Origin of the sequence: Planotetraspora sp. GP83 (assembly GCF_041262585.1) — a bacterium.
Lineage (GTDB): Bacteria > Actinomycetota > Actinomycetes > Streptosporangiales > Streptosporangiaceae > JAOEGB01.
This window is the reverse complement of record NZ_JBGCBZ010000028.1, coordinates 64,795-86,930: the sequence shown is the minus strand read 5'-3', so window position 1 is coordinate 86,930 and position 22,136 is coordinate 64,795. Positions and strand designations below refer to the sequence as shown.

Annotated in this window: 22 protein-coding genes and 1 riboswitch; of the genes, 10 read left to right on the top strand and 12 right to left on the bottom strand. The window is 71.1% G+C overall.

The window, feature by feature from the left end; translation table 11 throughout:
- The 6 genes from ABH927_RS29970 to ABH927_RS29945 form a co-directional block, all read right to left on the bottom strand.
- Positions 1 to 183: hypothetical protein (locus ABH927_RS29970; protein ID WP_370027086.1), on the bottom strand; the 183-nt coding region annotated here is incomplete at its 3' end.
- 288 nt (positions 184 to 471) lie between these two features.
- Complete coding sequence (locus ABH927_RS29965) at positions 472 to 1,131, bottom strand: pyridoxamine 5'-phosphate oxidase family protein (protein ID WP_370027084.1); 660 nt, start codon at positions 1,129 to 1,131, stop codon at positions 472 to 474.
- A 72-nt stretch (positions 1,132 to 1,203) separates the two neighbouring features.
- Positions 1,204 to 1,350, bottom strand: a complete 147-nt coding sequence (locus tag ABH927_RS29960; RefSeq protein WP_370027083.1) for a hypothetical protein — start codon at positions 1,348 to 1,350, stop codon at positions 1,204 to 1,206.
- A 399-nt stretch (positions 1,351 to 1,749) separates the two neighbouring features.
- Positions 1,750 to 2,199 (bottom strand): carboxymuconolactone decarboxylase family protein, encoded by a 450-nt coding sequence (locus tag ABH927_RS29955; protein ID WP_370027081.1) that lies wholly within the window; start codon positions 2,197 to 2,199, stop codon positions 1,750 to 1,752.
- A gap of 19 nt (positions 2,200 to 2,218) precedes the next feature.
- Positions 2,219 to 3,163 (bottom strand): RNA polymerase sigma factor SigJ, encoded by a 945-nt coding sequence (sigJ, locus tag ABH927_RS29950; protein ID WP_370027079.1) that lies wholly within the window; start codon positions 3,161 to 3,163, stop codon positions 2,219 to 2,221.
- A 97-nt stretch (positions 3,164 to 3,260) separates the two neighbouring features.
- A complete protein-coding gene (locus tag ABH927_RS29945; RefSeq protein ID WP_370027078.1) occupies positions 3,261 to 3,587 on the bottom strand; it encodes a hypothetical protein in 327 nt (108 codons plus the stop codon).
- A 412-nt stretch (positions 3,588 to 3,999) separates the two neighbouring features.
- Between ABH927_RS29945 and ABH927_RS29940 the strand changes: the two genes are divergently transcribed.
- From ABH927_RS29940 to ABH927_RS29925, 4 genes are all read left to right on the top strand, one after another.
- Positions 4,000 to 5,556 carry a serine/threonine-protein kinase gene (locus ABH927_RS29940; RefSeq protein WP_370027076.1) on the top strand — a complete coding sequence of 519 codons (1,557 nt, stop codon included), beginning with the start codon at positions 4,000 to 4,002 and terminating at the stop codon, positions 5,554 to 5,556.
- 2 nt (positions 5,557 to 5,558) lie between these two features.
- Positions 5,559 to 6,992: a protein kinase domain-containing protein gene (locus tag ABH927_RS29935; RefSeq protein ID WP_370027074.1), complete on the top strand. Its 1,434-nt coding sequence runs from the start codon at positions 5,559 to 5,561 to the stop codon at positions 6,990 to 6,992.
- A gap of 434 nt (positions 6,993 to 7,426) precedes the next feature.
- Positions 7,427 to 8,809: a hypothetical protein gene (locus tag ABH927_RS29930; protein ID WP_370027072.1), complete on the top strand. Its 1,383-nt coding sequence runs from the start codon at positions 7,427 to 7,429 to the stop codon at positions 8,807 to 8,809.
- A gap of 116 nt (positions 8,810 to 8,925) precedes the next feature.
- On the top strand, positions 8,926 to 9,180 hold the full coding sequence (locus tag ABH927_RS29925; protein ID WP_261583870.1) for a hypothetical protein: 255 nt from the start codon (positions 8,926 to 8,928) through the stop codon (positions 9,178 to 9,180).
- Between the two features lie 57 nt (positions 9,181 to 9,237).
- On the opposite strand, the gene ABH927_RS29920 is transcribed toward ABH927_RS29925, so the two are convergent.
- Entirely contained in the window at positions 9,238 to 9,585 is a 348-nt protein-coding gene (locus tag ABH927_RS29920; RefSeq protein WP_370027071.1) for a hypothetical protein, read from the bottom strand.
- Between the two features lie 155 nt (positions 9,586 to 9,740).
- Between ABH927_RS29920 and sthA the strand changes: the two genes are divergently transcribed.
- Together sthA and ABH927_RS29910 are read left to right on the top strand one after the other, a co-directional pair.
- Complete coding sequence (sthA, locus tag ABH927_RS29915) at positions 9,741 to 11,144, top strand: Si-specific NAD(P)(+) transhydrogenase (RefSeq protein ID WP_370027070.1); 1,404 nt, start codon at positions 9,741 to 9,743, stop codon at positions 11,142 to 11,144.
- Between the two features lie 66 nt (positions 11,145 to 11,210).
- Positions 11,211 to 11,747 (top strand): MarR family winged helix-turn-helix transcriptional regulator, encoded by a 537-nt coding sequence (locus tag ABH927_RS29910; protein WP_370027068.1) that lies wholly within the window; start codon positions 11,211 to 11,213, stop codon positions 11,745 to 11,747.
- Here the strand turns inward: ABH927_RS29910 and ABH927_RS29905 are convergent.
- From ABH927_RS29905 to ABH927_RS29895, 3 genes are all read right to left on the bottom strand, one after another.
- The gene (locus ABH927_RS29905) at positions 11,700 to 11,900 is read right to left on the bottom strand and encodes a hypothetical protein (protein WP_370027066.1); all 201 of its coding nucleotides are present in this window, start codon (positions 11,898 to 11,900) and stop codon (positions 11,700 to 11,702) included. The genes ABH927_RS29910 and ABH927_RS29905 overlap by 48 nt on opposite strands.
- An 87-nt stretch (positions 11,901 to 11,987) precedes the next feature.
- Entirely contained in the window at positions 11,988 to 12,971 is a 984-nt protein-coding gene (locus ABH927_RS29900; RefSeq protein WP_370027061.1) for an isopenicillin N synthase family dioxygenase, read from the bottom strand.
- 5 nt (positions 12,972 to 12,976) lie between these two features.
- Positions 12,977 to 13,423 (bottom strand): winged helix-turn-helix transcriptional regulator, encoded by a 447-nt coding sequence (locus tag ABH927_RS29895; protein WP_370027059.1) that lies wholly within the window; start codon positions 13,421 to 13,423, stop codon positions 12,977 to 12,979.
- A gap of 104 nt (positions 13,424 to 13,527) precedes the next feature.
- On the opposite strand from ABH927_RS29895, the gene ABH927_RS29890 reads away from it, so the two are divergent.
- Both ABH927_RS29890 and ABH927_RS29885 read left to right on the top strand, forming a co-directional pair.
- Positions 13,528 to 13,686 (top strand): hypothetical protein, encoded by a 159-nt coding sequence (locus ABH927_RS29890; RefSeq protein WP_370027057.1) that lies wholly within the window; start codon positions 13,528 to 13,530, stop codon positions 13,684 to 13,686.
- 138 nt (positions 13,687 to 13,824) lie between these two features.
- A riboswitch (cyclic di-AMP (ydaO/yuaA leader) is annotated at positions 13,825 to 13,971 on the top strand.
- Positions 13,972 to 13,983: 12 nt separating this feature from the next.
- A complete protein-coding gene (locus ABH927_RS29885; protein ID WP_370027055.1) occupies positions 13,984 to 14,715 on the top strand; it encodes a glycoside hydrolase family 25 protein in 732 nt (243 codons plus the stop codon).
- An 83-nt stretch (positions 14,716 to 14,798) separates the two neighbouring features.
- Here the strand turns inward: ABH927_RS29885 and ABH927_RS29880 are convergent, their stop codons facing one another.
- Positions 14,799 to 15,671 (bottom strand): DoxX family protein, encoded by an 873-nt coding sequence (locus ABH927_RS29880; RefSeq protein ID WP_370027054.1) that lies wholly within the window; start codon positions 15,669 to 15,671, stop codon positions 14,799 to 14,801.
- Between the two features lie 93 nt (positions 15,672 to 15,764).
- Positions 15,765 to 17,396, bottom strand: a complete 1,632-nt coding sequence (locus ABH927_RS29875; RefSeq protein WP_370027052.1) for an MFS transporter — start codon at positions 17,394 to 17,396, stop codon at positions 15,765 to 15,767.
- Positions 17,397 to 17,680: 284 nt separating this feature from the next.
- Between ABH927_RS29875 and ABH927_RS29870 the strand changes: the two genes are divergently transcribed.
- Both ABH927_RS29870 and ABH927_RS29865 read left to right on the top strand, forming a co-directional pair.
- Positions 17,681 to 19,564 (top strand): tetratricopeptide repeat protein, encoded by a 1,884-nt coding sequence (locus tag ABH927_RS29870; RefSeq protein WP_370027050.1) that lies wholly within the window; start codon positions 17,681 to 17,683, stop codon positions 19,562 to 19,564.
- A 245-nt stretch (positions 19,565 to 19,809) separates the two neighbouring features.
- A complete protein-coding gene (locus ABH927_RS29865) occupies positions 19,810 to 22,014 on the top strand; it encodes an AAA family ATPase (RefSeq protein WP_407072839.1) in 2,205 nt (734 codons plus the stop codon).
- Positions 22,015 to 22,136: the final 122 nt, after the last annotated feature.

The window sequence follows — 22,136 nt, the reverse complement described above, 5'->3', positions numbered from 1 at the left end:
GGCCATGACGGCGGCTTTGCGGGCTTGGACGTGCGCTTCGAGCCGGGCGTAGGCTTGCAGCACCAGCACCGCGTCGTAGCCGCTCAACCGGGCGACATCCAACCCGTCCAGGACGGCGGCCAGCCCAGGACCGGGCGCCATCCGCGCGAGCCCTTCGGGGATTCGCTGCCGTTCGACAATCACACGGTAAAACTACCAACCACCACCGACAAAAACGCCTCGCGATAACGCCGCCAATCGCCGCCACATTCGAGGCTATCGAGAATTAAGCCTGCCGTACCAAATCGGTAGTATGGGGCCAGAGAAAGACGTGCACGGAGATCTTCTAATAGGCACCTATAATCGGCGGTGCCAGGCCGTAGGCCGGGGTTTCTGTCGAGCCGGGGGCAGCATGCATCACACGCGTGCGCGGTGCAGGGCGTTGGCGACAGCGGATCAAGCACGGGGCAAACGCCGGAAGCGCCAGCGCCTTTAGTCCAGATATGGCTCGGCCGGGTGAGCCGGTTGGCCGGCGCGGTGCCGTACGTGATCGGGAACCGGACGTGTCGCGAGCGGATCGGTCACCGGGGGCTGCCACGAGGCGGCGAGCGGCAGCACCCCCGCCCACACGTCGTGGGGGTCGTCGGCGTCATCCGGGCCGCCCTGCCGTACCTTGACCGACGCCTCCTCCAGGGACAGCGCCAGGATGGTGGTGGCGGCGAGCTCCTTGCGGGTGGGCTGCCGCGCGTAGTCCCACTGGCCTGGGGTCATGTGCTCGGTGAGGCACTTGAGCGCCGTCAGCTTCTCCTCGCCCTCCAGAGCTCGGGGAACACCGTAGATCATGGCACTGCGGTAGTTCACGCCGTGCGAGAAGACCGATCGGGCCAGCACGAGACCATCGACGTGAGTGACCGTCACGCATGCCGTGGCCCCCTGGGTGAGGCTGCGGCTCGCGACCGATCCATGTACGTAGATGGAGGACGAGTCGAAGCCGTAGACGGTCGGCACGACCATCGGATCGCCGTTCACGATCACGCCGAGGTGGCAGACGAACCCGGCCCGCAGCACGGCGAACAGCGCCTCACGGTCCGTACGGCCCTGCTCTCGTAGCCGCTTGTGCCGGGTTCGGTCAGTTGCCGACAGATCACTCACAACGTCACATTTAACCAGTACGGCTCAGTGAGCCGGACGGGCCCTCCAACGGGCACGATGGGCGTTGCGGCGTCAGGCCGCCGAGGTCGGCCCCGAGGCGCGCGGGAAGCTGATGACGTTGCCGCCCGTGTAGGCGCGCAGGTCGACGATTTTGCTGTCGCGCCTCGGCCTCCGGCGCAGGGCCGGCCTGATGTCCCTGACCTTAGCCAGCGTCGGCACCACCTTGAGCATGATCGTCCCCCCGACCGTGATACTTCCGTTATCCGAGCTTGATAGCTCAGATAAATACAGATCAAGAGGTAAAGCCAGCGTAAAACCTAGTACGGGAGGTGGCGGCCCGAGGGGGAGCGCAGGTCGAGGTCGAGGCAGCGCGGGGTGCGGCGGGTGTTACGGGGCCGCGAGATCCGTATGCGTCTCATGGTCCGTATCTCCTTCCGGTGATTTGAGCACACTATGTGCCGCGCCGCTTGCCGTCTCCTTGTTTTCCGGTTGCAGGGTGTGTCGTGGTTGCAAGGTGTGTCCCGGTTTCGGAGGCGTGTCCCGGCTGTGGAGACGTGTCCTTGGTTGCGGGGCCGCATGGGATTCGCCGTACGGCCCCGCTCACTGGAGTTTGGCTTGTCAGCGGTGGGACCCGGGGATGCGCCTGGCGGTGACGCCGATCCTGTTCCAGGCGTTGATCGCCGCGATCGCCATCACGAGCGCCGCCAGCGTCTCCTCGTCGTAGTGCCTGGCCGCCTCGGCCCAGATCTCGTCCGGGACCGGGTCGGGCCGGTCGCTCAGCCGCGTCGCCGCCTCGGTCAGCGCCAGCGCGGCACGCTCGGCGTCGGTGTAGAACGGCGCGTCCCGCCAGGCCACCACCGCGAACAGCCGCTCGTCGCTCTCCCCGGCCTTCTTGGCGTCGTGGCTGTGCATGTCCACGCAGTAGCCGCAGCCGTTGATCTGGCTGGCCCGCAGCTTGACGAGCTCAAGCGTGCTGTCCGGAAGCCCGCTCTCGTGGAGGAACCGCTCCAGGCCGATCAGCGAGTGGTAGGCCTTCGGGGCGAGCTTCGCCACGTCGATTCTCTGCATTTGTTTCCCCTTTCACACATCACAGATTCCCGGTACGGCTCACGCGGGCGAGCTTTTCCGGGTTCATGACCGAGTCGATGGCGGTGATCCGGCCGTCGGCGACCGTTAGCGCCATCACCCCGGCGAGCCGGCCGTCCCGGAAGCGCACGAGCCCGGGCCAGCCGTTCACAAGGGCGTCGGTCATCGTGAGAGTGCCGAAGCGGTTCACTCCCAGGCAGAACCTGGCCACCTTGTCGGCTCCCACGATCGGCCGCCTCGCCGCGCTCACCACGCCGCCTCCGTCGCTACGGAGGACGACGTCAGGATCGAGCAGCGCGAGGAGGGCGTTCATATCGCCTCCCAGGCAGGCCCCGGCGAACGCGCTGACCGTCCGGCGGTGCGCCGAAGGGTCGACGTCGAACCGGGGAGCCCGCGACGCGATGTGCCGCCGCGCGCGGGTGGCGAGCTGGCGACAGGCGCCCGCGGTCCTTCCGACCGCCTCGCCCACCTCGGCGAACGACAGGCCGAAGACGTCGTGCAGCACGAACGCCGTCCGCTCCGCCGGGCTGAGCGACTCCAGGACGACCAGCATGGCGAGGTTCATCGACTCGTCCAGCGTCACCCGGTCGGCCGGGTCCGGGGCGGTGAGCACCGGATCGGTGAGGATGGGCTCGGGAAGCCATGGCCCGACGTACTCCTCGCGGCGGTGCCGAGCCGAACGGAGCACGTCCAGGGCGAGCCGGGACACCGTCACGACGAGCCATCCCGTCACGTCCCGGATCTCGCCGCTCTCCTCGTGAGTCTCCCAGTCACTCCCGCGGCCGCGATTGGCGGTCCGGAGGCGGAGCCAGGCGTCCTGGACGACGTCCTCGGCCTCGTCGACGCTGCCGAGCAGGGCGTATGCCACTCCCACGAGCCGGGGGCGCAGCGCGTCGAACTCGGCCGCGAGGTCGTCATGGTCGTTCACATACTGAGGACGAGACACGCCCTCAGTCTGTGACACGCATGCTCAGCGGCCTCGGGGAGGTCCGTCCGCACGCCTCTGGTGAGGTCCGGGGCTACAGCATGGGGGGAGGTCCGGGCTACAGCTCGGGGGAGGCTTCCCACTCGTGACAGGGCCGGAGGGGATAGTGGTGGTAGATCATGCCGACCGCCAGGTGCGGGCCCCCGGCCTCCACGACCGGCCACACGTCGTCCCGATGGTCGTCTATGCCGTCCGGGCCATCGATGCCGTCGGCACTGTCCATGCCGTCCCAGCCGTCCCAGCCGTCGCTTCCGTCGCTTCCGCCGCTTCCGTCCATGACGTCCAGGGCGCTTACGGCCTGGCCGCCGGGGCCGCAGACGCAGTCCGGCGTGCCCTCGTGGCGGATGACGTCGTCGAGCGGCATCACGTGAACGAACCTGTCCATGCCATCTCCACTCCGAGGCGTGAATTAGCCGTCACGTTACCCTAAAGAGACATAAATCGGAATATAGGGCACAAAAGATTACTAATCTCCCCCAGTCTCTTGGGTGGCGCGGGGGCCGTGCCTCCGCCCCGGTCGCCCGGCCACATGAGCCGGAAAAGCCCGTCGCGTGCGGGCGGGCAAGGGGCGCGTGAGCTGAGGAGACTCTGCCGCATGAGCTGATGCGAACCCGGCGCGTGAGGCGAGAAGATCCCGCGACGCAATCCCGCCGTGTGAGGCGAAGATTCCGGCGCGTGGGCTGTAAGAGGACCGTGGATGTCCTGACACGGGGGCATCGGAGAGCGCGGCTCGAAGTCCTGCGGCGAGCGCTCGAAATCGACCGGACATCGATCACTACTTCGCTATTCTCCCCGATATGGCCGAATCGCTCGGGGGCACGCTGGCCTCGCGATACCACCTGCTGCGCCCGCTCGGCTCCGGTGGGATGGGCACGGTGTGGCTGGCCAGAGACGCCATACTCGACCGCGAGGTGGCCGTTAAGGAACTGCGGATCCCCGACGGCGTCGCCGACGCCGAACGTTCCGAGCTGACGGCCCGGGTCATGCGTGAGGCGGAGGTCACGGCCCGCCTCCGCCACCCGGGCATCGTCGCCGTACATGACGTGCTCGTCCAGGGCGGCAGGCCGTGGATCGTGATGGAGCTCCTTTACGGGCGCGATCTGGCACAGGAGATCTCGGCGCGCGGGCCGCTGCCGCCGCCGCTGGTCGCGGATCTCGGCGCTCGGGTGCTTGAGGCGCTCATGGCGACGCACGCCCGAGGCGTGCAGCACCGGGACGTCAAACCCGGCAACGTGTTCCTCTCGGGCGACGGCAGGGTTGTCCTGACCGACTTCGGCATCGCGCGGCCGGCCGACCAGACCGCCCTGACCGAGGCCGGGCTGCTCGTGGGCTCGCCGGGGTTCATCGCGCCGGAACGGCTGGCGGGGGAGCCCGGAGGCCCGGTCTCCGACCTGTGGTCGCTCGCCGCCACGCTGTACACGGCGGTCGAGGGCGTTCCGCCGCACCAGGGCTCGCAGGCGGAGGTGATCCGCGCGACGCTGACGCAGGAGTGCCGGCCGCCCCGGCTCGCCGGTCCGCTCGGGCCGCTGCTCGTGTGGATGCTGGCGAGAGACCCCCTCGCCCGCCCTGACGCCGCGACGGCGCTCGGCCATCTGCGGCAGATCGCGGAGGGCGGCTCACCGGAGATCCCCCCGCGCCCGGCTCGGTCCGCCGGCCGCGCCGGCCGCGCGGGCTCGTGCACCCCCGCCGGATCCGCCGGCCGTACGCGCTGGTGGGTCCCGGCGGTGGCCGTCGCCGTCGCCGTCGCGGCCTTGGGAGCCTCCGCGATGGTGCTCCTCCCCAAGTCCCGGGAAGAGGGCTCGGCGCAGCGGACCAATCCCGGCTCACCGACGTTCACCCGCGCGGTGGATCTCTGCCGTTCTCTGGCCGCCCCGGAGGTCGGCAGACTCCTCGGTACGGCGAAGCCGCCGCGGGGACGTTCCCGCGAGGCGGAATGCCAGTGGACCATCGACGGCGCCGGGCTCGACCTGACCGCCGTGACCGACTCCGACACCCCCGACCCGTGGTCGCTTACGGCCGAGTCGGCTCGCACGCTCCTGGCCGGATACCAGAGGCAGTACGGCTCGGGGCCCCGGGACGGCGAGTGGATCTGGTACGAGATCGGCCTCGACCGGAAGAGCCCCGTCGTCGAGTCCGCGGCCCGTCCTGTCGACGAGGTCGCGGACGGGGCCTTCGCCTCCGACCTGACGACCCCGGAGGGCCAGGTGCAAGGGTCCGTGGTGTTCTTCCGCCTGGGCGATCTCGTGGCGAGCCTGCGGTACGCCGACCTCGACGCGACGTCCCCCGCCGACGTGCGGGGGCGCGCTGTGGAGGCGGCGAAATCGGCCGCCGACGGGCTGAGGGGGCTGGCGTAGCCGTGGACCTGCTCGCCGGTCGATACCGCCTGGTCGAGCGGCTGGGGGAGGGCGGCGGCGGCACGGTCTGGCGGGCCGCCGACGAGGTGCTCCGCCGCGAGGTGGCCGTCAAACAGCTCCGGACCACGCCGGGCCTGAGCGAGGCGGACCTCGCCGATCTCACCGCCCGCGCGATCCGCGAAGCGCGGGCCGCCGGGCGGCTCAGCCATCCGTCGATCGTCATGGTCCACGACGTGGTGCGGCATGCCGGTGGGCCCTGGATCGTCATGGACCTCGTGCCGGGCCGGTCGCTGGACAAGATCATCCGCGTGGACGGCCCGCTCCCGGTGGACCGGGTGGCCGCGATCGGGCTGTCCGTCCTCGGCGCCCTTGAGGCGGCGCACGCCCACGGGATCCTGCACCGCGACGTCAAGCCGGGCAACGTCCTGATCGGGCCGGACGGCCAGGCCATGCTGACCGACTTCGGGATCGCCGCCTTCGCCGGGAACAGGCGGGACGCGGAGGCACAGAGCTCGGCCGGGTCGCCCGCCTACATGGCTCCCGAGCGGTTCCGGGGCGAGCCGGACGGGCCGGCCTCCGACCTGTGGTCGTTGGGCGCGACACTGTACACGGCCGTGGAGGGCCGCCCGCCCTTCCAGCGCGACCTGGCCGCCGCCGTCGTGGCCGCCGTGCTGCTCCACGAGCCCCGGCCGATGATCCGGGCGTCGCCCGAGCTGGCCTGGCTCGTGCTGGCCCTGCTCGACAAGGATCCCGCGCGGCGGCCGCCTCACGAAGTCGTCCGTCAGGCGTTGAGCGCCCTCGCGGGGCCGCCCGAGCAGCCCCGTGCCGTACGGCCACGGCCCCGCCGTACCTTCCGGGCGGTCGCCGGTGGCGCGCTCCTGGGCGCGGCGGTCGTGGCGGTGGTCGTCGCGGTGGGGGTCGCGGTGGGCCTGGGAGCGTGGCGGCTGGCCTCCAAGGACGAGGGCGAGGCGGGCTCCGGGCGGTTCGGGGCGGCCCCCGACCCGTGCCGGAGCCTCACCAGGACCCAGATCAAGGACCTGCTCGGCGCCGAACCCGGCGCGGAGCCGTCCGCGTCGGGCTGCCGATGGGCCGAACGGCGCGGCGGCCGGACCGTGACCGTGTCCTACGAAGTGGCCCCCGCAAGCCAGGGAGCCGGCGGGGCCGACGTGGCGCGGACCGACTTCGCCGGGCGGCGGGCGGCCCAGGCCAGGGAGGCGGGCACCGGGCTCCACGACCAGCCCGGTGTCGCCGATGAGGCGTTCGCCCGGGACGTGGCCGACCCCGCGTCCGGCACCGCCGGGACCACGGTGTGGTTCCGGCTCAGCAACATCATCGTCGAGGTCGCCTACCGGCGTCCGGGCGGCGGGGCGGCCACCCCGGACGACCGGCGGACCGCCGTCCGCGCGGCCGAACTCGTCAGCATCGGGCTCGGCTAGGGAGTGTCAGACACGACCAAGGACCGCTCCGAACAAGAGGACGCGATCGAGCTCCTGCCCCTCCCTTCCCTCGAATGCTCTCAGGAGACGACATGACCAGCGGCGAAGACGGACATTTTCAGCCGGACGGCCCTCCACCCGACCGGCCCCGGCCTCCCCAGCCGCCACCGCCGTACGGCCCGCCCTGGCAGGGCACGCCGCCAAAGCCTCCCGGCGCGGGCCCGCGACGCGGGCCTCTCCCGCAGTGGACGGGATCGGACCCGGGCGCGAAATGGCAGGGGCCCGGCGCGGAATGGCAGGGGCCCGGCGCGGGGGCGGGATGGCAGGAGCCGGGCCCGGGTGCGGGGTGGCCGGGAGCAGGGCAAGGGGGCCTGCGACCTTCAGGGCAAGGGGGGTGGCAGGGGACGACCCAGCCTCCTCCGGAGTTGTGGCACATGCCCACCCAGCCCGCGCCGAGGCGGCGGGGATGGGTGGTGCCGGTGGTGGCCGTCGTGGCCGTGCTGGTGGTGGCCGGAGCGACCTTCGCCTTCATGATGGCCCGGGAGGGACGCCCCGGCCCGGTGGCCGCCCGTGTGCCGGCCGCGCCTTCGGCGTCCCCGGCTGTCACGGCGGCTTCCGCCGCCACGTCCGCCGACGTCTGCGCCATGCTCGACCCGGCCCAGGCCGAGCGGCTGGTCCCCAAGGCGAAGATCGACTCAAGGACCAGCGACAACCGCGCCGACAGCTTCGTCAGCTACATCAGGTGGACCTGCGACTGGGTCAACAGGGACATCTCCTACAAGGACGTCACCCGCAGCCGGGAGATCACGGTCAACGTCGCCCGCTATGAGGCGCTCGGCGGCACCACAGCCGAGAGGGCGGCCCGCATCCAGTTCGACGGCGAGCTGAAGCAGTACAAGTACAACGCGACCGTCTCCACGAAGGAGCACTACTACTCCGCGCCGATGGACTATCCGGGGATCGGGGACCAGGCGGTCGCGCAGTATCAGTGGATCAGGGAGAAGGGCGAGTTCTGGTACTCCTTCGGCCAGGGGGTGGGCCGCGTGGGCGACGTGGTCTTCCAGGTGAAGTACGAGGCGAGCCAGCAGAACAAGGAGGCCGCCTTCCTGTCCACGGACACCAAGCAGTCGATCACCGAGGACAATGCCCTGCGTGAGGTGAAGACCCTCCTCTCGCAACTCGGCCGCTCGGTGGCGGCATGGCGCTCGGGGCGGCCCATGCCGTACCACGCGCGGCCCGAGCCGAGCCCGAGCCCGACGGCGAGCCCGAAGCCGACGCTCGTCGCCCTTCCCGCGCCGTGCCTGAGCGTGAAGCCGCTGGCCGCGACGCTCGTCCCGGACAGCGAAGGGCTGGCCGCCCGCAGCGTGGACGGCAAGGCGAAGGTGACCGACTGCCAGTGGTGGAACGAGAAGCTGCCCGCGGGCCAGGGCAAGGTCAGGTGGCGGAACCTGCGGATCACCATCCGCGCGTTCACCGATGCCGACACCGCCCGCTACTTCCTCATCGACAAGCGCGCCAAGAACAGGTTCACGGCCAACAGCCGGATCGGCGGCATCCGCTGGGGCAGGATCCAGAAGCTGCCGGGGCTGGGCCAGGACGCGTTCGGCCAGGCCATCCGGCAACGCACGGACACGGCACAGTCGAACCGTTACGAGATCTACGTGCTCGACGGGAAGAACGTGGTCTGGGTGCTCTTCGGCGGCAGCGACCGTCCGGTGGACACGCCGATCAACGCCCCCGACTCGACGCTGATGGACCTGAAAGAGGCGGCCGGCGGGGCCAAGTCCGTCACCGAAGCCGTGGTGGGAGCCCTGTGACGGCGCCGCGATGTCGGTGCTGAACCCGTTTCGGGCTGATTTGGGGCGATTTGGGCGGTGTTGGAGGCGGTACGGAGCGGGTATGCCCGACTCGACATCGGCTATCGGGGGGAACGATGGCGACCTGTGAGGTTTGCGGCAACGAATACGACATGGCGTTCGAAGTGCACGCCCAGGGCGTGACGCACGTCTTCGACAGCTTCGAGTGCGCGATCACCCGGATGGCACCGGTCTGCGAGCACTGCGGGTGCCGCATCGTCGGTCACGGCGTGGCGGTGGACGATCGCTGGTACTGCTGCGCCCACTGCGCGCGGGAGTCCGGGGCGAGGGCCATCGTCGACCGGGAGGTCACGGCCTCGGGCAGAAGGTGAACGCCCGGAGGGGAAGTCCCGGACGTTCATTCGCCTGAGGGGAACCGGCGACCCAGGTCAGGACTCGAAGGCGACGAGACGCATGATCACGTAGCCGTCGCCCTCGGCCATGGGCGGGAACGTGGTCCCGGGCACCGCCTCGAAGATCTCGGGGCGCTCGGCCCGGGACACCACGCCGAACATCTCGCCCGGCAGCGTCATGCCGAGCGCGTGGGCGCGCTTGGCGGCGGCGTAGAAGCTGCCGCCCGACTCGAGCTCGGCGGCGATGGTCTCCGCTGCCCAGTGGTCGGCGAGCCGGATGAACGCCACGCGCGCTTTGTCCGGCTTCGCCGTCTGCGCGCTGAGGTAGTCCTCGATCTCCCATATGAGCAGCTCGCCCAGGTACTGCGACGTGTCTTTCCACATGCGGGCCAGGTTTCCCTATCTTGCTTGATGACGGGTTGCACTCGAATTGCTCAGCGTGGCATCGCGGCTGAGAGCCCCGCTTCACGCGCCGTATCGGCACCGGTGAAGCCGGGCAAGGTCTTTCCGGTACGGCTTCCGGCACTCACACTGTCGATGTGACCGACTTCGACGTTCTTGTCCTGGGGTCTGGACCGGGCGGCCAGAAGGCCGCCATCGCCGCCGCGAAGCTGGAGCGGCGGGTGGCCATCGTCGAGCGCCGCGACATGCTCGGCGGAGTGTGCATCAACACGGGAACGATCCCGTCCAAGACCCTGCGCGAGGCGGTGCTGTACCTCACCGGGCTCACCCAGAGGGACATGTACGGCAGCAGCTACCGCGTGAAGGAGGACATCACGGTCACCGACCTGACCGTGCGGACGCGGCACGTGGTCGGGCGTGAGATCGACGTGATCCGCAACCAGCTCGCCCGCAACCGGGTGACCGTCCTGACCGGGTCGGGGCACTTCGTGGACCCGCACACGATCGCGGTGGTGGACGACCGCGGCCAGGAGGTCAAGGTAACCGCCGAGAAGATCATCATCGCGACCGGCACCCGGCCGGCGCGGCCCGGCAGCGTGGAGTTCGACGACCAGACGATCATCGACTCCGACGGCATCCTGCAGATGGAGCGGGTGCCCGACTCGATGGTGGTCGTCGGCGCGGGTGTCATCGGCATCGAGTACGCCTCGATGTTCGCGGCGCTCGGCACCAAGGTCACCGTGGTGGAGCGGCGCGACCGGATGCTCGACTTCTGCGACCTCGAGGTGGTCGAGGCGCTCAAGTACCACCTGCGCGATCTCGCGGTCACGTTCCGGTTCGGCGAGACGGTCGCGGCGGTCGAGCGGCACCCGCGCGGTGCTCTGACGATCCTGGAGAGCGGGAAGAAGATCCCGGCGGCCACGGTGATGTATTCGGCCGGGCGCCAGGGCATGACCGAGAAGCTCGCCCTGCCGGTGGCCGGGCTGTCGGCCGACGAGCGCGGCAGGATCACGGTGGACGAGTTCTACCGGACGTCCGTGCCGCACATCTACGCCGTCGGCGACGTCATCGGCTTCCCCTCGCTCGCCGCCACCTCGATGGAGCAGGGCAGGCTCGCGGCCTACCACGCCTGCGGCGAGCCGGTGAGCGGCATGCACGGGCTCCAGCCGATCGGCATCTACACCATCCCGGAGATCAGTTTCATCGGCCGGACCGAGGACGAGCTGACCGACGCGCTGATCCCCTTCGAGGTCGGCGTGTCCCGTTATCGTGAGCTGGCCCGAGGCCAGATCATCGGCGACACGTACGGCATGCTGAAGCTGCTCGTCTCCCCGGAGGACCGCTCGCTGCTCGGGGTCCACGTCTTCGGCACGGGGGCGACCGAGCTGATCCACATCGGCCAGGCGGTCATGGGCTGCGGCGGCACCATCGACTATTTGGTCGACGCCGTCTTCAACTATCCGACGCTCGCCGAGTCGTACAAGGTCGCCGCTCTGGACGCGATGAACAAGCTGCGCAGGGTGGAGCGCTTCACCGACTGAAATCGTCAGCATGACAGACTGTCTTAAGTCAAGCCCATCTGTCAAGGCGCCGTCTATCATAAAAGCGTGAGAGAACTGGCGTGCGAGCTCCCTGCCGGCCTTGAGGTGGATTTCGGATGGTTGCTGGGTCAGGCGCTGCATGCCCACCTGACGGTGACCAAACTCGCGGCGGAGTCGCTTCCCGCTGGTCACCGGGGATATCTGGTGCTGTCGGCGGCGGTCCACGAGAGCGCCCGCAACCAGATCGAAATGGCCCGTCAGCTCCGCCTCGACCGCACGGTGATGGTCTACCTGGTCGACGACCTCGTGAAGGCCGGCCTGGTCGAGCGGCGCCCGGACCCCGCGGACCGGCGTAACCGGCTGATCGCGGCGACCGAGCTCGGAGTCGAGCGCCTTGCGCAGGTCACGGCCGAGATCGACCGTGCCGAGGCGCACTTCCTGGGCCCCCTCGACGACCATGAGCGCGAGACGCTCAGAGAGCTGCTGCGCCGCCTCGTCGCGGGATCTCTGGCGGACGGCGGCCCGGTGCCGTCGATGTGCGAGGTCGCCGAGCACCTACGGGGCGCGCTCCAGGGAGAGTGTGACGACCAGAAGAGCCACTAGGGTGCCGAGCCGGGCAGCCGACGACCACATCCCCAGTGGGAAGCTCGCCGCCACGACCAGCGCCGCGAGCAGCCGCGCCGGTGCGTGCCCGAGCGCGAAGACACGCCGGAACCACACGTCGCCGAGCAGGAACAGCGCCACTCCGCCCGCCATCGCGACCGCGGGGCCGAAGCCGAGATGTCGTGGGCGATGGCCTCCTTTTGATTACACGTTTGCGCCTGTTGGATACAGCACAGCCAGTTAGTCGATGACCTCGGCCCGCAGTTGGGGGAAGACTTTCGACACCTTCCCGAGGAGGTAGTCGCCGTACGTCCCGGTGAAGGCGCGGAGGTCCTGGCCGTCCCAGCGCGGGCGCCCGCCGTCGCGTTGGGGGCGGGACGGCAGCGGCGGCACCTCGCAGTCCCAGCCGGGGTCGAAGAAGAACGGGAACGACAGCCGGTCCCGGCCGCTCAGGTTGCGCACGCGGTGCGGCGTCGACCGGTAGTGGCCGCCGGTCAGCCGGTCGAGCATGTCGCCGATGTTGCAGACGAACGTGCCGGGGATGGGCGGAGCCTCCATCCAGCCCCGTGAGGTGTGGACCTGGAGCCCGCCGTTGTGGTCCTGGAGGAGCAGGGTCAGCAGGCCGTAGTCGGTGTGCTCGCCGACCCCCCAGTCCATCGAGTCCGGCGGCGAGGGCGGGTAGTGAAATATCCGGAAAAGGATGGTCGGCGCGGCGGTGTAGCCGGAGGCGAAGTAATCCTCCTCCAGCCCGAGGCTCAGCGCGATCCCGCGCATGACGCTCTGCGCGACCCCGGTGAGCGCGTCGAGATAGGCGAGTACGGCGGGGCGCAACTCCGGCACCTGGACCGGGAACAGATTGGGCCCGTGCAGCGGCCTCGGGTCGTCGGCCGCGCCTTCCACACCGAAGTAGATCCCTTCCTTCAGGTCGGGACGACCGGAGGTGAGCTCCCCGCCCACGGGGAAGAAGCCGCGCCAGGCCCGGCCGCCCCGGTCCATGGAGATCTCCAACTTGCGCTGCGGCGGGAGCCGGAAGAACCGCCGCGCGGCGCCGTCCAGCCGGGTGATCAGCTCGGCGGACACCCCATGGCCGCTGACGTAGAAGAACCCGCTGTCCCGGCAGGCCGCCTCGATCTCGCGGGCGACAGCCGTACGCTCGCCGGGAGAGTCGGGGCCGGTGAGCGGGCTCACATCGATGACCGGCAGCGGTCCGGAAGCGCTCGACATGATCGTTACCCCAGCACGCCCGCGCGGGGCCCGGCCATGGACGAGGACACGGAGGACATGGACACGGAGGACATGGAGGACGCGGAGGCCATGGCGTCGGCCCGCTCGCGCGCCTCCAGGACCTCCTCGACGTGGGTTTCGGCCCACTTCTTCACCGCGGCGATGGGTTCCAGGAGCGAACGGCCCAGCTCGGTGAGCCGGTATTCGACGCGGGGCGGCACCACGGGGAAGACCTCGCGGCTGACGAGCCCGTCTCTCTCAAGCGCTCGAAGCGTCTGCGTCAAGACCTTGGGAGTCGCTCCGCCGACCCGTGCGCGGAGCTGGGAGAACCGCAGAACCTCGCGGCTCAGCGCCACGATGATCAACAGAGTCCATCTGTCGCCGATCCTGTTGAGGATCACACGGGAGGGACAGTCCACGCTCAGAACGTCATATTCGCAGCCGGTATCCATTCGGGAAATATAGCATGTTTAAGTACTCAATACCTGCTGGATACCGTCCAGGTTGACGCGCCACAGGGGTGCGGTGAGAAAGTCGCAGCGGCACGCGGCGCCTGGTGCGGGCTCTCGATCAGGTGCCGTTCATGCCGGCGGGAGGGGTGACCGTGGGGGGCGCGCTCACCCGGGCCGACGCCGCCGCCCTGGCCGGGCCTCCTGCGCGCCCTCACCTGAAGGCCCCCATCGCGGAGCCGTGGCTGACAGGCGCCGTTGACTGACCGTTTTGTACTCTTTACATCCTAGTTGCGTTATGTGTACCTTTAGTCCCCACGGCACGGACGGCGTTGACCCCCGCGTTGTTCCGTTGCCGGTCAGTTGCCCGGACCGTGCGTCTCAGGTGGGATCCGTCCCGACCGGAGCGCCGGCCGCCGAATCCGCACCTCGCGGAGCCGGGGACCCACCTTTCCGGGGTGAATCGGAGCGTCGGCCCCCCAGCCGCGCCCGTAGGGCACTTCCACGCCCGAACCCGTCAGCTAACCCGGTAGGCGGTATGGAAGCAAGGAGCCAACCCCTACATGCCCCACCAGCGACTCTCCTCGACCTCTCCCTCTCCCAAGCGCCGGCTGAGCCTCCCCGGCAGGCGTCTGCGGTCCGCCATCGCCGGTGTGACCCTGGCTCTGTCGGCCGCCGTCTCGACCGGCCTTCTGACGGGCCCGGCGCACGCCGACGGGTTCACCTACGGCGAAGACGTCTCCGGCTACGAGTCCGACTGGGACTGGAGTGCCAGCCCGGCGAAGTTCGGCATCATCAAGGCCACCGAGGGCCTGACCTTCGACGACTCCTCCTTCGCCCGGCACTGGGACGAGATCGCCAAGAAGGGCATCGTGCGCGGCGCCTACCACTACGGCCACCCGGGCAACGATCCCGTCGCCGAGGCCGATCACTTCCTCTCCGTGGTGAACGCGCAGCCCGCCAAGCCCGGGGACCTGCTGGTGCTGGACCTGGAGACCGCCGACGACCAGTCCGTCGCCCAGGTCAACGCGTGGGCCAAGACCTGGCTGGAGTACGTGAAGGCCAAGACCGGCGTCACACCCTTGTTCTACAGCGGCTGGAACTTCGCCGAAACCTACGGCTACGGCCTGGCCGACTATCCGTTGTGGGTGGCCAACTACAGCGAGGCCATGGGCGCCGTCACGCCGCCCGCCGACTGGAAGTCCTGGACGATCCACCAGTACACCGACGCCCCCGTCGACCAGAACGTCTCCTCGTTGACTCCCGACCAGTTGCGCGCCCTCGGCCGCCGCTGAGCCGAACCGGCTGCCGGCCGTCCCTGCGGGCGCGTGGAGTGGCCGGCTTTCGCTCCCGCAGGCGCCAGGGATGGTTCCAGGGTTCAGTCGGGCTCGGCGGGCGTGCGCCTTCCTGCGACCAGGGTGTCGCCCGGTTCCGCGGTGCGTGAGGGAGCCTCGCTGCGGCTCTCCGCCGGGCTCTCCGTCGTCTCGTCCCGCTTGGTACGGCGGAGCCGCCCCTTGGGGACCGTGTTCGAGGCCGTGTTCGAGGCCGTGTTCCCGGCCGTGTTCGAGGCCGTGCCGTCCTTGTCGCCGGATGACGCCGAGGCCGAGGCCGAGGCTGAGGATGAGGACGAGGCCGGGAAGGTGACGGGCCCCTTCGCGCCGGCGCCCTTCCGGGTGGCCGGCTCGACCGGCGATCCCTTCGGCTTCCCGGCCGACCCCGGCTCGGCCCGGTCCGTGAGCTCCGTCGCGTGCCGGTCGGCCGGGGCCGGCGTCCTCGGCTCGCGCAGGGCGGCGATCACGGCGTCGGCCTCCGCCTCCGCCGCGAAGTCCTCGGCCGCCTCGGCCTCGCGCCGCTTGATGACGACCATGTGATCGACCGAGATGCGGCCGGCCCCTCCGACGGCCAGCAGCACGGACGCGGCGCCGAGCGCCACGATGAGCTCGATGTCGCCTCCAGTGAGCGGCAGCCCGGTGTCCCCCGCGGTCAGGATGAAGACGGCGACGGCCTCGGCGAAGAGCAGCAGGCCGACGGCTGGTACGGCGAGGCCCGCGATGAGCAGCGTCCCTCCGATCAGCTCGATCAGCATGGCGGCGGCCGCCCAGAAGCCGGGCAGGGGGGCGCCGAGCTTGGCGAACTCCGTGCCCGTGGCGGTGAGGCCGGCTTCGAGCTTGTGCCAGCCGTTGGCGAAGAAGATCCCGCCGACGCCCATCCGGGCGGCCAGCGAGGCTAAATCGTGGAGGGTTCTCTTCACGGCACTCATTCTGGGGGGCTGGGGGTGGCTTGCCCAGACAATCTCCCCATAACCGGCGGTCTCATGCATGCCCCCGCCACGACATGGCCGGGGTCAGGCCGAGACGGGCCTGCGCTCCTCGGCGGGCGCAAGTGGGGGTGAGGGCCGGGGCCCGGTTGCGGGCGCGGGTGCCCTCCCGGGTGAGGAGGAGCGGGGGACCAGCACGGCCACGGCCAGCGCCGTCACTGAGAGCAGCGCGAGGCTCACCACGACCGTGCTGTGCAGGGCCGTGACGAAGGCCACGCGGGCCGCGTCGAGCAGCGCGGGCCCGGCGGTGCCGCCAGTCTCGGCCGCCACATGGGCCGCGGCGGCGAGCGACTCCCGGGCCTGGGCCATCAGGTGCCTGGGAACACCGGGGATCACCCCCAGAACCGGCGCGTAGACGACCGTGGTGATCGTCCCGAGGACCGCGATGCCGAGCCCGGCGCCCAGCTCGTAGGCCGTCTCCTCGATGGCGGCGGCCCCTCCGGCGCGTGACTCCGGGGCGGACGCCATGATCGTGTCGGACGCGGCGAGCAGCGCCACCTCGACGCCGAAGCCGATCCCCACGAAGGACACGGTCAGCATGGCCGAGTGCTGCTCCACACCCCACGTGAGCACGGGGGCGAGCGACAGCGCGGTGAGCGCCAGGCCGCCGCTCATGGTGGCGCGCAGGCCGATCCGCCGCAGCACGTGCGCGGCCGCCAGGCCGCCGGCGATCGCGGCGACCATCAGTGGCAGCATCCGGACGGCCGCCTCCAGCGGCGACAGGCCGAGCACGAGCTGGAGATACTGCGCCAGCATCAGCTCCAGCCCGACCAGGGCGAAGATCGCCAGCAGCACGCAGGCGACTCCGGTCGCGAAGGCGCGCTCCGCGAAGAGCCCGAGGTCGAGCAGCGGGGACGCCAGCCGCCGCTGGCGGCGCACGAACCAGACCAGCAGCGCGGCCCCCGCCAGGAACACGGCCACGGCGAGACCACGGCCGATCGTGTGGCCGTATCCCGCCTCCTTCAGCCCGAACGCGACCGCGAGGATGCCGGCCGTGGACAGGGCGGCGCTCGGGGCGTCCCACCGGTGGGTGGAGCCGCAGGGCGACGAGGGGAGGATCCGTACGGCCAGCGGCAGGGCAACGAGCAGCAGCGGCACGTTGATGAGGAAGACCGCGCCCCACCACAGGTGCTCGACGAGGACGCCGCCGATCAGCGGGCCCACGGCGGCCCCCGCCGCGGCGACCGCGCTCCAGACGCCGAGGGCGATGGCCCGCTCCCGCCGGTCGGTGAAGACCTGCCGGATGATCGAAAGAGTGGCCGGCATGATCATCGCGCCGCCGACCCCGAGGAGGGCCCGCGAGACGATCAGTGCGAGCGGCGTCCACGAGAACGCCGCCGACAGCGACGCCAGCCCGAACACCACATAGCCGGCGAGCACGAACCGGCGCCTGCCGTACCGGTCGCCCAGCGTGCCGAAGGTGACCAGCAGGGGCGCGACGACCAGCGAGTAGATGTCGATGATCCACAGGAGCTGGACGGCGCTCGGCTCCAGCGCGGCGGTGAGCGCGGGCACCGCGATGTGCAGCACGGTCGCGTCGACGGCGATCAGCAGCAGGCTGAAACAGAGCAACACGAGGATCGACCACCGGCTCGCCCGGTGCTCACGCACGACGCCCCCGGCGCGGACGGCGCCGGACTCGGCCGAGGCCGCAGCCATGATCATAGGCCGCTCAGGGCTCCCGTGAGCACAGGTCGCCCGGGACCGCCGTGGGTGATCGTAGGCCGCTCAGGGCTCCGGGCCCGCTGGAACATGCGTGGCAGCTTAGGCCATCGCCGTCGGATCTCTCAGCCGCTTCGGGTCAGCTCTGGAACATATCCGGACAACGATTCCAGAGCCTCTCTAGAGAGCTATAGGTATATATCCGGCGTCTAGGCAATCCGCGACCCGCAATGGATCATGCGGGAGTGGGGAGCGATATCGATGAATGGGATACGTCCCCGGTGCCGCCCCCGCACGACCGCGCCGATCCCCGCGCCTGGTGCGCGGTCGCGGTGGCGAGGCTGTCCCGCGACCAGCCGGAGGCGGCGCTGGAGGCCGCCCGCCAGGCGGTCGGCCGTGACCCGGACGGAGAGTGGGGGCATCGCCTGGCGAGCCTCGCCCTTGAGCGCCTCGGCCGCGACTCCGAGGCGGTCGCGTCGGCCCGGGAGGCCGTTCGGCTGGCACCGGGCTCCTGGGCCGCGCGACTACGCCTGGGCGGCGCACTCCGCCGAGTCCCCGGCCGCTGGCGGGACGCGTGGGCCGAGGCCCGCAAAGCCGTCCGCTTCGCGCCCGACGAGCCCGACGCGCACGTGCTCGCCGGCGACCTGGCCCTGCTCAGGGGAGAGCAGGATCGGGCCGCGAGGTCCTACGAGCTGGCGCTGCGCAGGACGCCCGACCACCCCGGCGCGCGGATCAACCTCGGCCTCACGCTGCTGCGCTGGGAGCGGCCACGAGCCCATCACGACCCCGCGTGGGACGTCGACCCCAGGGAGACGGGCCGCGCCCGGCACGCCGTCGAGGTCTGGTCCCGCCAGGTGCGCGTGCTGCTCGCGGCGGCGCTGACCGCCGTGTCCGTCGCCGGGCTCGGCCTCGGGCTGCACCGCGAGGCGCAGCTCGGCGGAGCCGTGGTGCTCGGGGCCGTCCTGGCGATCACCATCAGGCAGGCGGGCCGTGTGCGGGCCTGGCCGTACGTCCCCGCGATGCTCGGTCGTGACCTGTGGCTCAGCATGTCGGTCTCTGTGACGCTCATGGCGATCGCGGCCTACGTCGCGGGCCTGGCCACCCTCCCGCCGGTCACGCCCGCGTCCCTGGAAGAGGCGGCGGGCGGCGTCTGGGCCGGAGCGCTCGGCCTCGTGCTCTTCAACGGCGTGGCCGTGGCCGTGGTCCGCCTGCTCGCGGAGGCCTGGCGGGGGCGGCCCCTCCGGGCGCTCGGCCACTTCGCCGCAGTGCCGGCGGACCGTACGGCCCTGCGCGACATCGACGTGACGCTCTGGATCGTCGCCGGACGGGTGTGGTGGCTGACCGTGCTCGCCGCGCTGCTGCCGCTGACCGGCGAGCCCCGTACGGCTCTCGCCGCCCTCGCGGTGCTGGGCGGCCTGCTGTACGCGAGAAGGCGCCTGGCACGGCGGACAGGGGGCCGCCGGGCGCTGCGCCTCGGGCCGTTCCTGCGCGCCGACCGCTGGCTGGCCGTGGCGTTCCTCGCGCTCCTCGTCGCCATCGCCTGCCTGACCGTCGCCGGGATGGCCGGCGCCGGGATGGCCGGCGCCGGAGTGTCCCCCACGGCCGGCACGACCGCGGCGGGAGCCGTACAGGACGGGGGCCGTACGGCGGGTGAGGCGGCGTGGGACGTGGTCGAGCGGTCGTCCCTGCTGGGCTCGTGGGGATCGCTGGCGCTGGTCGGCTTGGCGTTCGGGGCGCGGGCCGCGCGCGCGTGGTGGCGCGGCGGCGCCGGTCCGTGGCGGGCGTCGCTCGTCCTCTCCGAGGCGCGGGGGCCGCGGCTTCCCGGCGACATGAGCCCCTCCACGGGCCTGAGCGACGAGGTGCGGCACGCGGCCACCTACTCGCGGAGCGTCGTCCTGGCCTACACCGAGCCCGACGGGCCGAGGGCGCTCGCGGTAAGCGCGGTGACGTCGGTGAGCGCGTCCGGCGAGTTCCGGCTCATCGCGGGGGACGAGGCGTGGGACGCCGTCGAGCGCGACCCGCGTGTCGTCCTCTTCGTCGGGGACCCGCGCTTCTGGGCGGAGGTCCGGGGCGTCGCCGTGCCCGACAACGACGTGCTCCGCATCACTCCACGGCGTGTTCTCATGCGCGAATACCCCGGCCGCCACCAGGCGCGGAGCCGGTAGGGCCGGAGCCCGGGCGCCTCCACCGGCCCTGCCGGGCGCGGCGGGTCCACCCATTTCGCCGTCACGTGCGGTATAACCGGGGGCGAAGCGGGGAGGCGTTGATGCGGGACTCCGACAGGGCACGGGCGGCGGGCCTCTTAAGTCGGAATGCGGCACGTGATCTGTTCGAACAGGTTCGTCTCCGCTATTTCCGCATTCCGCCGTTCGCGCGGCGGGCCATCTTCGCGGTGCTGCTCGTCGCCACCATGGGCGTGGCGGCGGCGCTGAGCTGGCCGCTGGCCGCGACGTTCATCTACACCGTCGTGGTGCTGGCGTTCGTCGCGCTCGCGCTCAGCTATCCCCGCGCCGCCGCGACCGTGCTGGTGCTCGCGGCCTGGGGGCTGCTGGTGGTGCCGTTCCTGGGGTGGTTCGGCACCCAGTCCCTGGCGCCCGGCCTGCTGATGTTCCTCGGGCCGGCCGTCGCGGGCGCGGCCCATGTGATCCGGTGGGTGCCGCCGTGGCTCACCACGCTGATGGCGCTCTTCCCGGCGGGGGCGGTCGCCTTCGCGCTCGTCTGGGTGTCGCCCGCCGCCTCCCTCTGGGGCGCGTACGGCGTGGCCGCTGCGGTCCTCGTGTACCGGTTCCTGCTCGCCCGCAAGGCGCGGGCCGCGTTCGACGTGGAGCCCGTGAACGGCGACGGGCAGGTCCAGCAGCGGATCAGGATCGGCGGCCACCAGGCCTCCGGCGGAGACAAGGGAGCGCCGCCGCCGATCACGGTCGAGCAGGCCCTCGGCGAGCTGGAGGCCATGATCGGCCTTGAGCCGGTCAAGGAGCAGGTGCGGGCGATCGCCGCGTCGATCGAGGCGGCGCGCCTCCGCAAGGAGGCGGGATACGCCAACGAGCCGCCGATGCGGCACTTCGTCTTCGTCGGCCCTCCGGGCACGGGCAAGACGAGCGTCGCCCGCACGGTCGCCAAGATCTTCTACGCCTTCGGGCTGCTGGACACGCCGTTCGTGGTGGAGGCCCAGCGGGCCGACCTCGTGGGGGAGTACCTCGGCGCCACGGCGATCAAGACCAACGAGCTCATCGACCGCGCCCTCGGCGGCGTGCTCTTCGTGGACGAGGCGTACGGCCTGATCAACTCCGGAGACGGCCAGCCCGACCGGTTCGGCGCGGAAGCGGTGCAGACCCTCCTCAAACGGGCCGAGGACGACCGTGACCAGCTGATCGTCATCCTGGCCGGATACGAGAAGGAGATGAACGGCTTCCTCTCGTCCAACCCCGGCCTGTCCAGCCGGTTCGCCAGCCGGGTGCGCTTCCCCAGCTACACGCCCGCCGAGCTGCTGGAGATCATCGAGGCGCTTCAGGTCAGGAGGGGCGATCGGCTGGCGCCCGAGGCCCGGCCGGTGCTCCGCGGCCTGTTCGAGGACGTCCACCGCCGCGGGCTGATCGACGAGCTGGGCAACGCCCGCTTCGCCCGCAGCCTGGCCGAGGCCGCCGCGCAGGCCCGGGACGTGCGGGTGGTCAGCGCCGGGGGAGCGCCGCGGGGCGAGGACCTGGTCACCGTCACCACCGCCGACGTCACCAAGGCGTTCAACGAGATCACCGCCAGGTTCCGCGGCTACCAGGCGACGCCGACCCTGGAGGAGGCCCTGGCCGACCTCGACCGGATGGCCGGCCTGGAGCCCGTCAAGCGGCAGGTCCGCGCGATAACGGCGCAGCTCAAGGTGGCGCGGATGCGCCAGGAGCAGGGCCTGCCCGTCCAGTCGCAGATGAGGCATTTCGTGTTCGTCGGCCCGCCTGGCACGGGCAAGACGACCGTCGCGCGGATCCTCGGCCGGATCTTCTCCGCGCTCGGCCTGCTGGCCCGCCCCGACGTGGTCGAGGCGTCCCGCGCCGACCTGGTCGGCCAGCATCTCGGCGCCACCGCCATCAAGACCAACGAGCTCGTCGACCGGGCGCTCGGCGGCGTGCTCTTCATCGACGAGGCATACAGCCTTGTCAACGCCGGATACTCCGGTGGCGACGCCTTCGGCGCGGAAGCCGTGCAGACCCTGCTGAAGCGGGCGGAGGACGACCGCGACCGCCTGGTGATCATCCTGGCCGGATATCAGCGTGAGATGGACGCCTTCCTGGCGACCAACCCCGGGCTGGGCTCGCGGTTCAACCAGCGGGTGTCGTTCCCGTCGTACGCGCCCACGGAGCTGACGGAGATCGCCGAACTGCTGGCTGCCGGAAGCGGCGACCGGTTCGACGCCTCGGCGGCGAGGGACCTCGCCGACGTCTTCGACTGGGTTTGCCGCGAAGGGCTCATCGACGGCCTGGGCAACGGCCGCTTCGCCCGCTCGCTGTACGAGAGGGCCGCCCTGCGGCGTGACGTGCGGCTGGCCGCGCAGGGGTCGGCGAACGCCGCCGAGCTCACGACGATCACCAGCGAGGACGTCCGCAGCGCGGTCGACGAGCTGTCCTGACCGGCCGGCCGTCCCGGCCGTTTCGAACCCTCTATGCCATCCTGCTCGCGCGTCCGATGGCCTGTGACGATTACCGTCTGCTACTAATCTAATGCGGAATGTAGCTGGAGGGATCGGAGAAG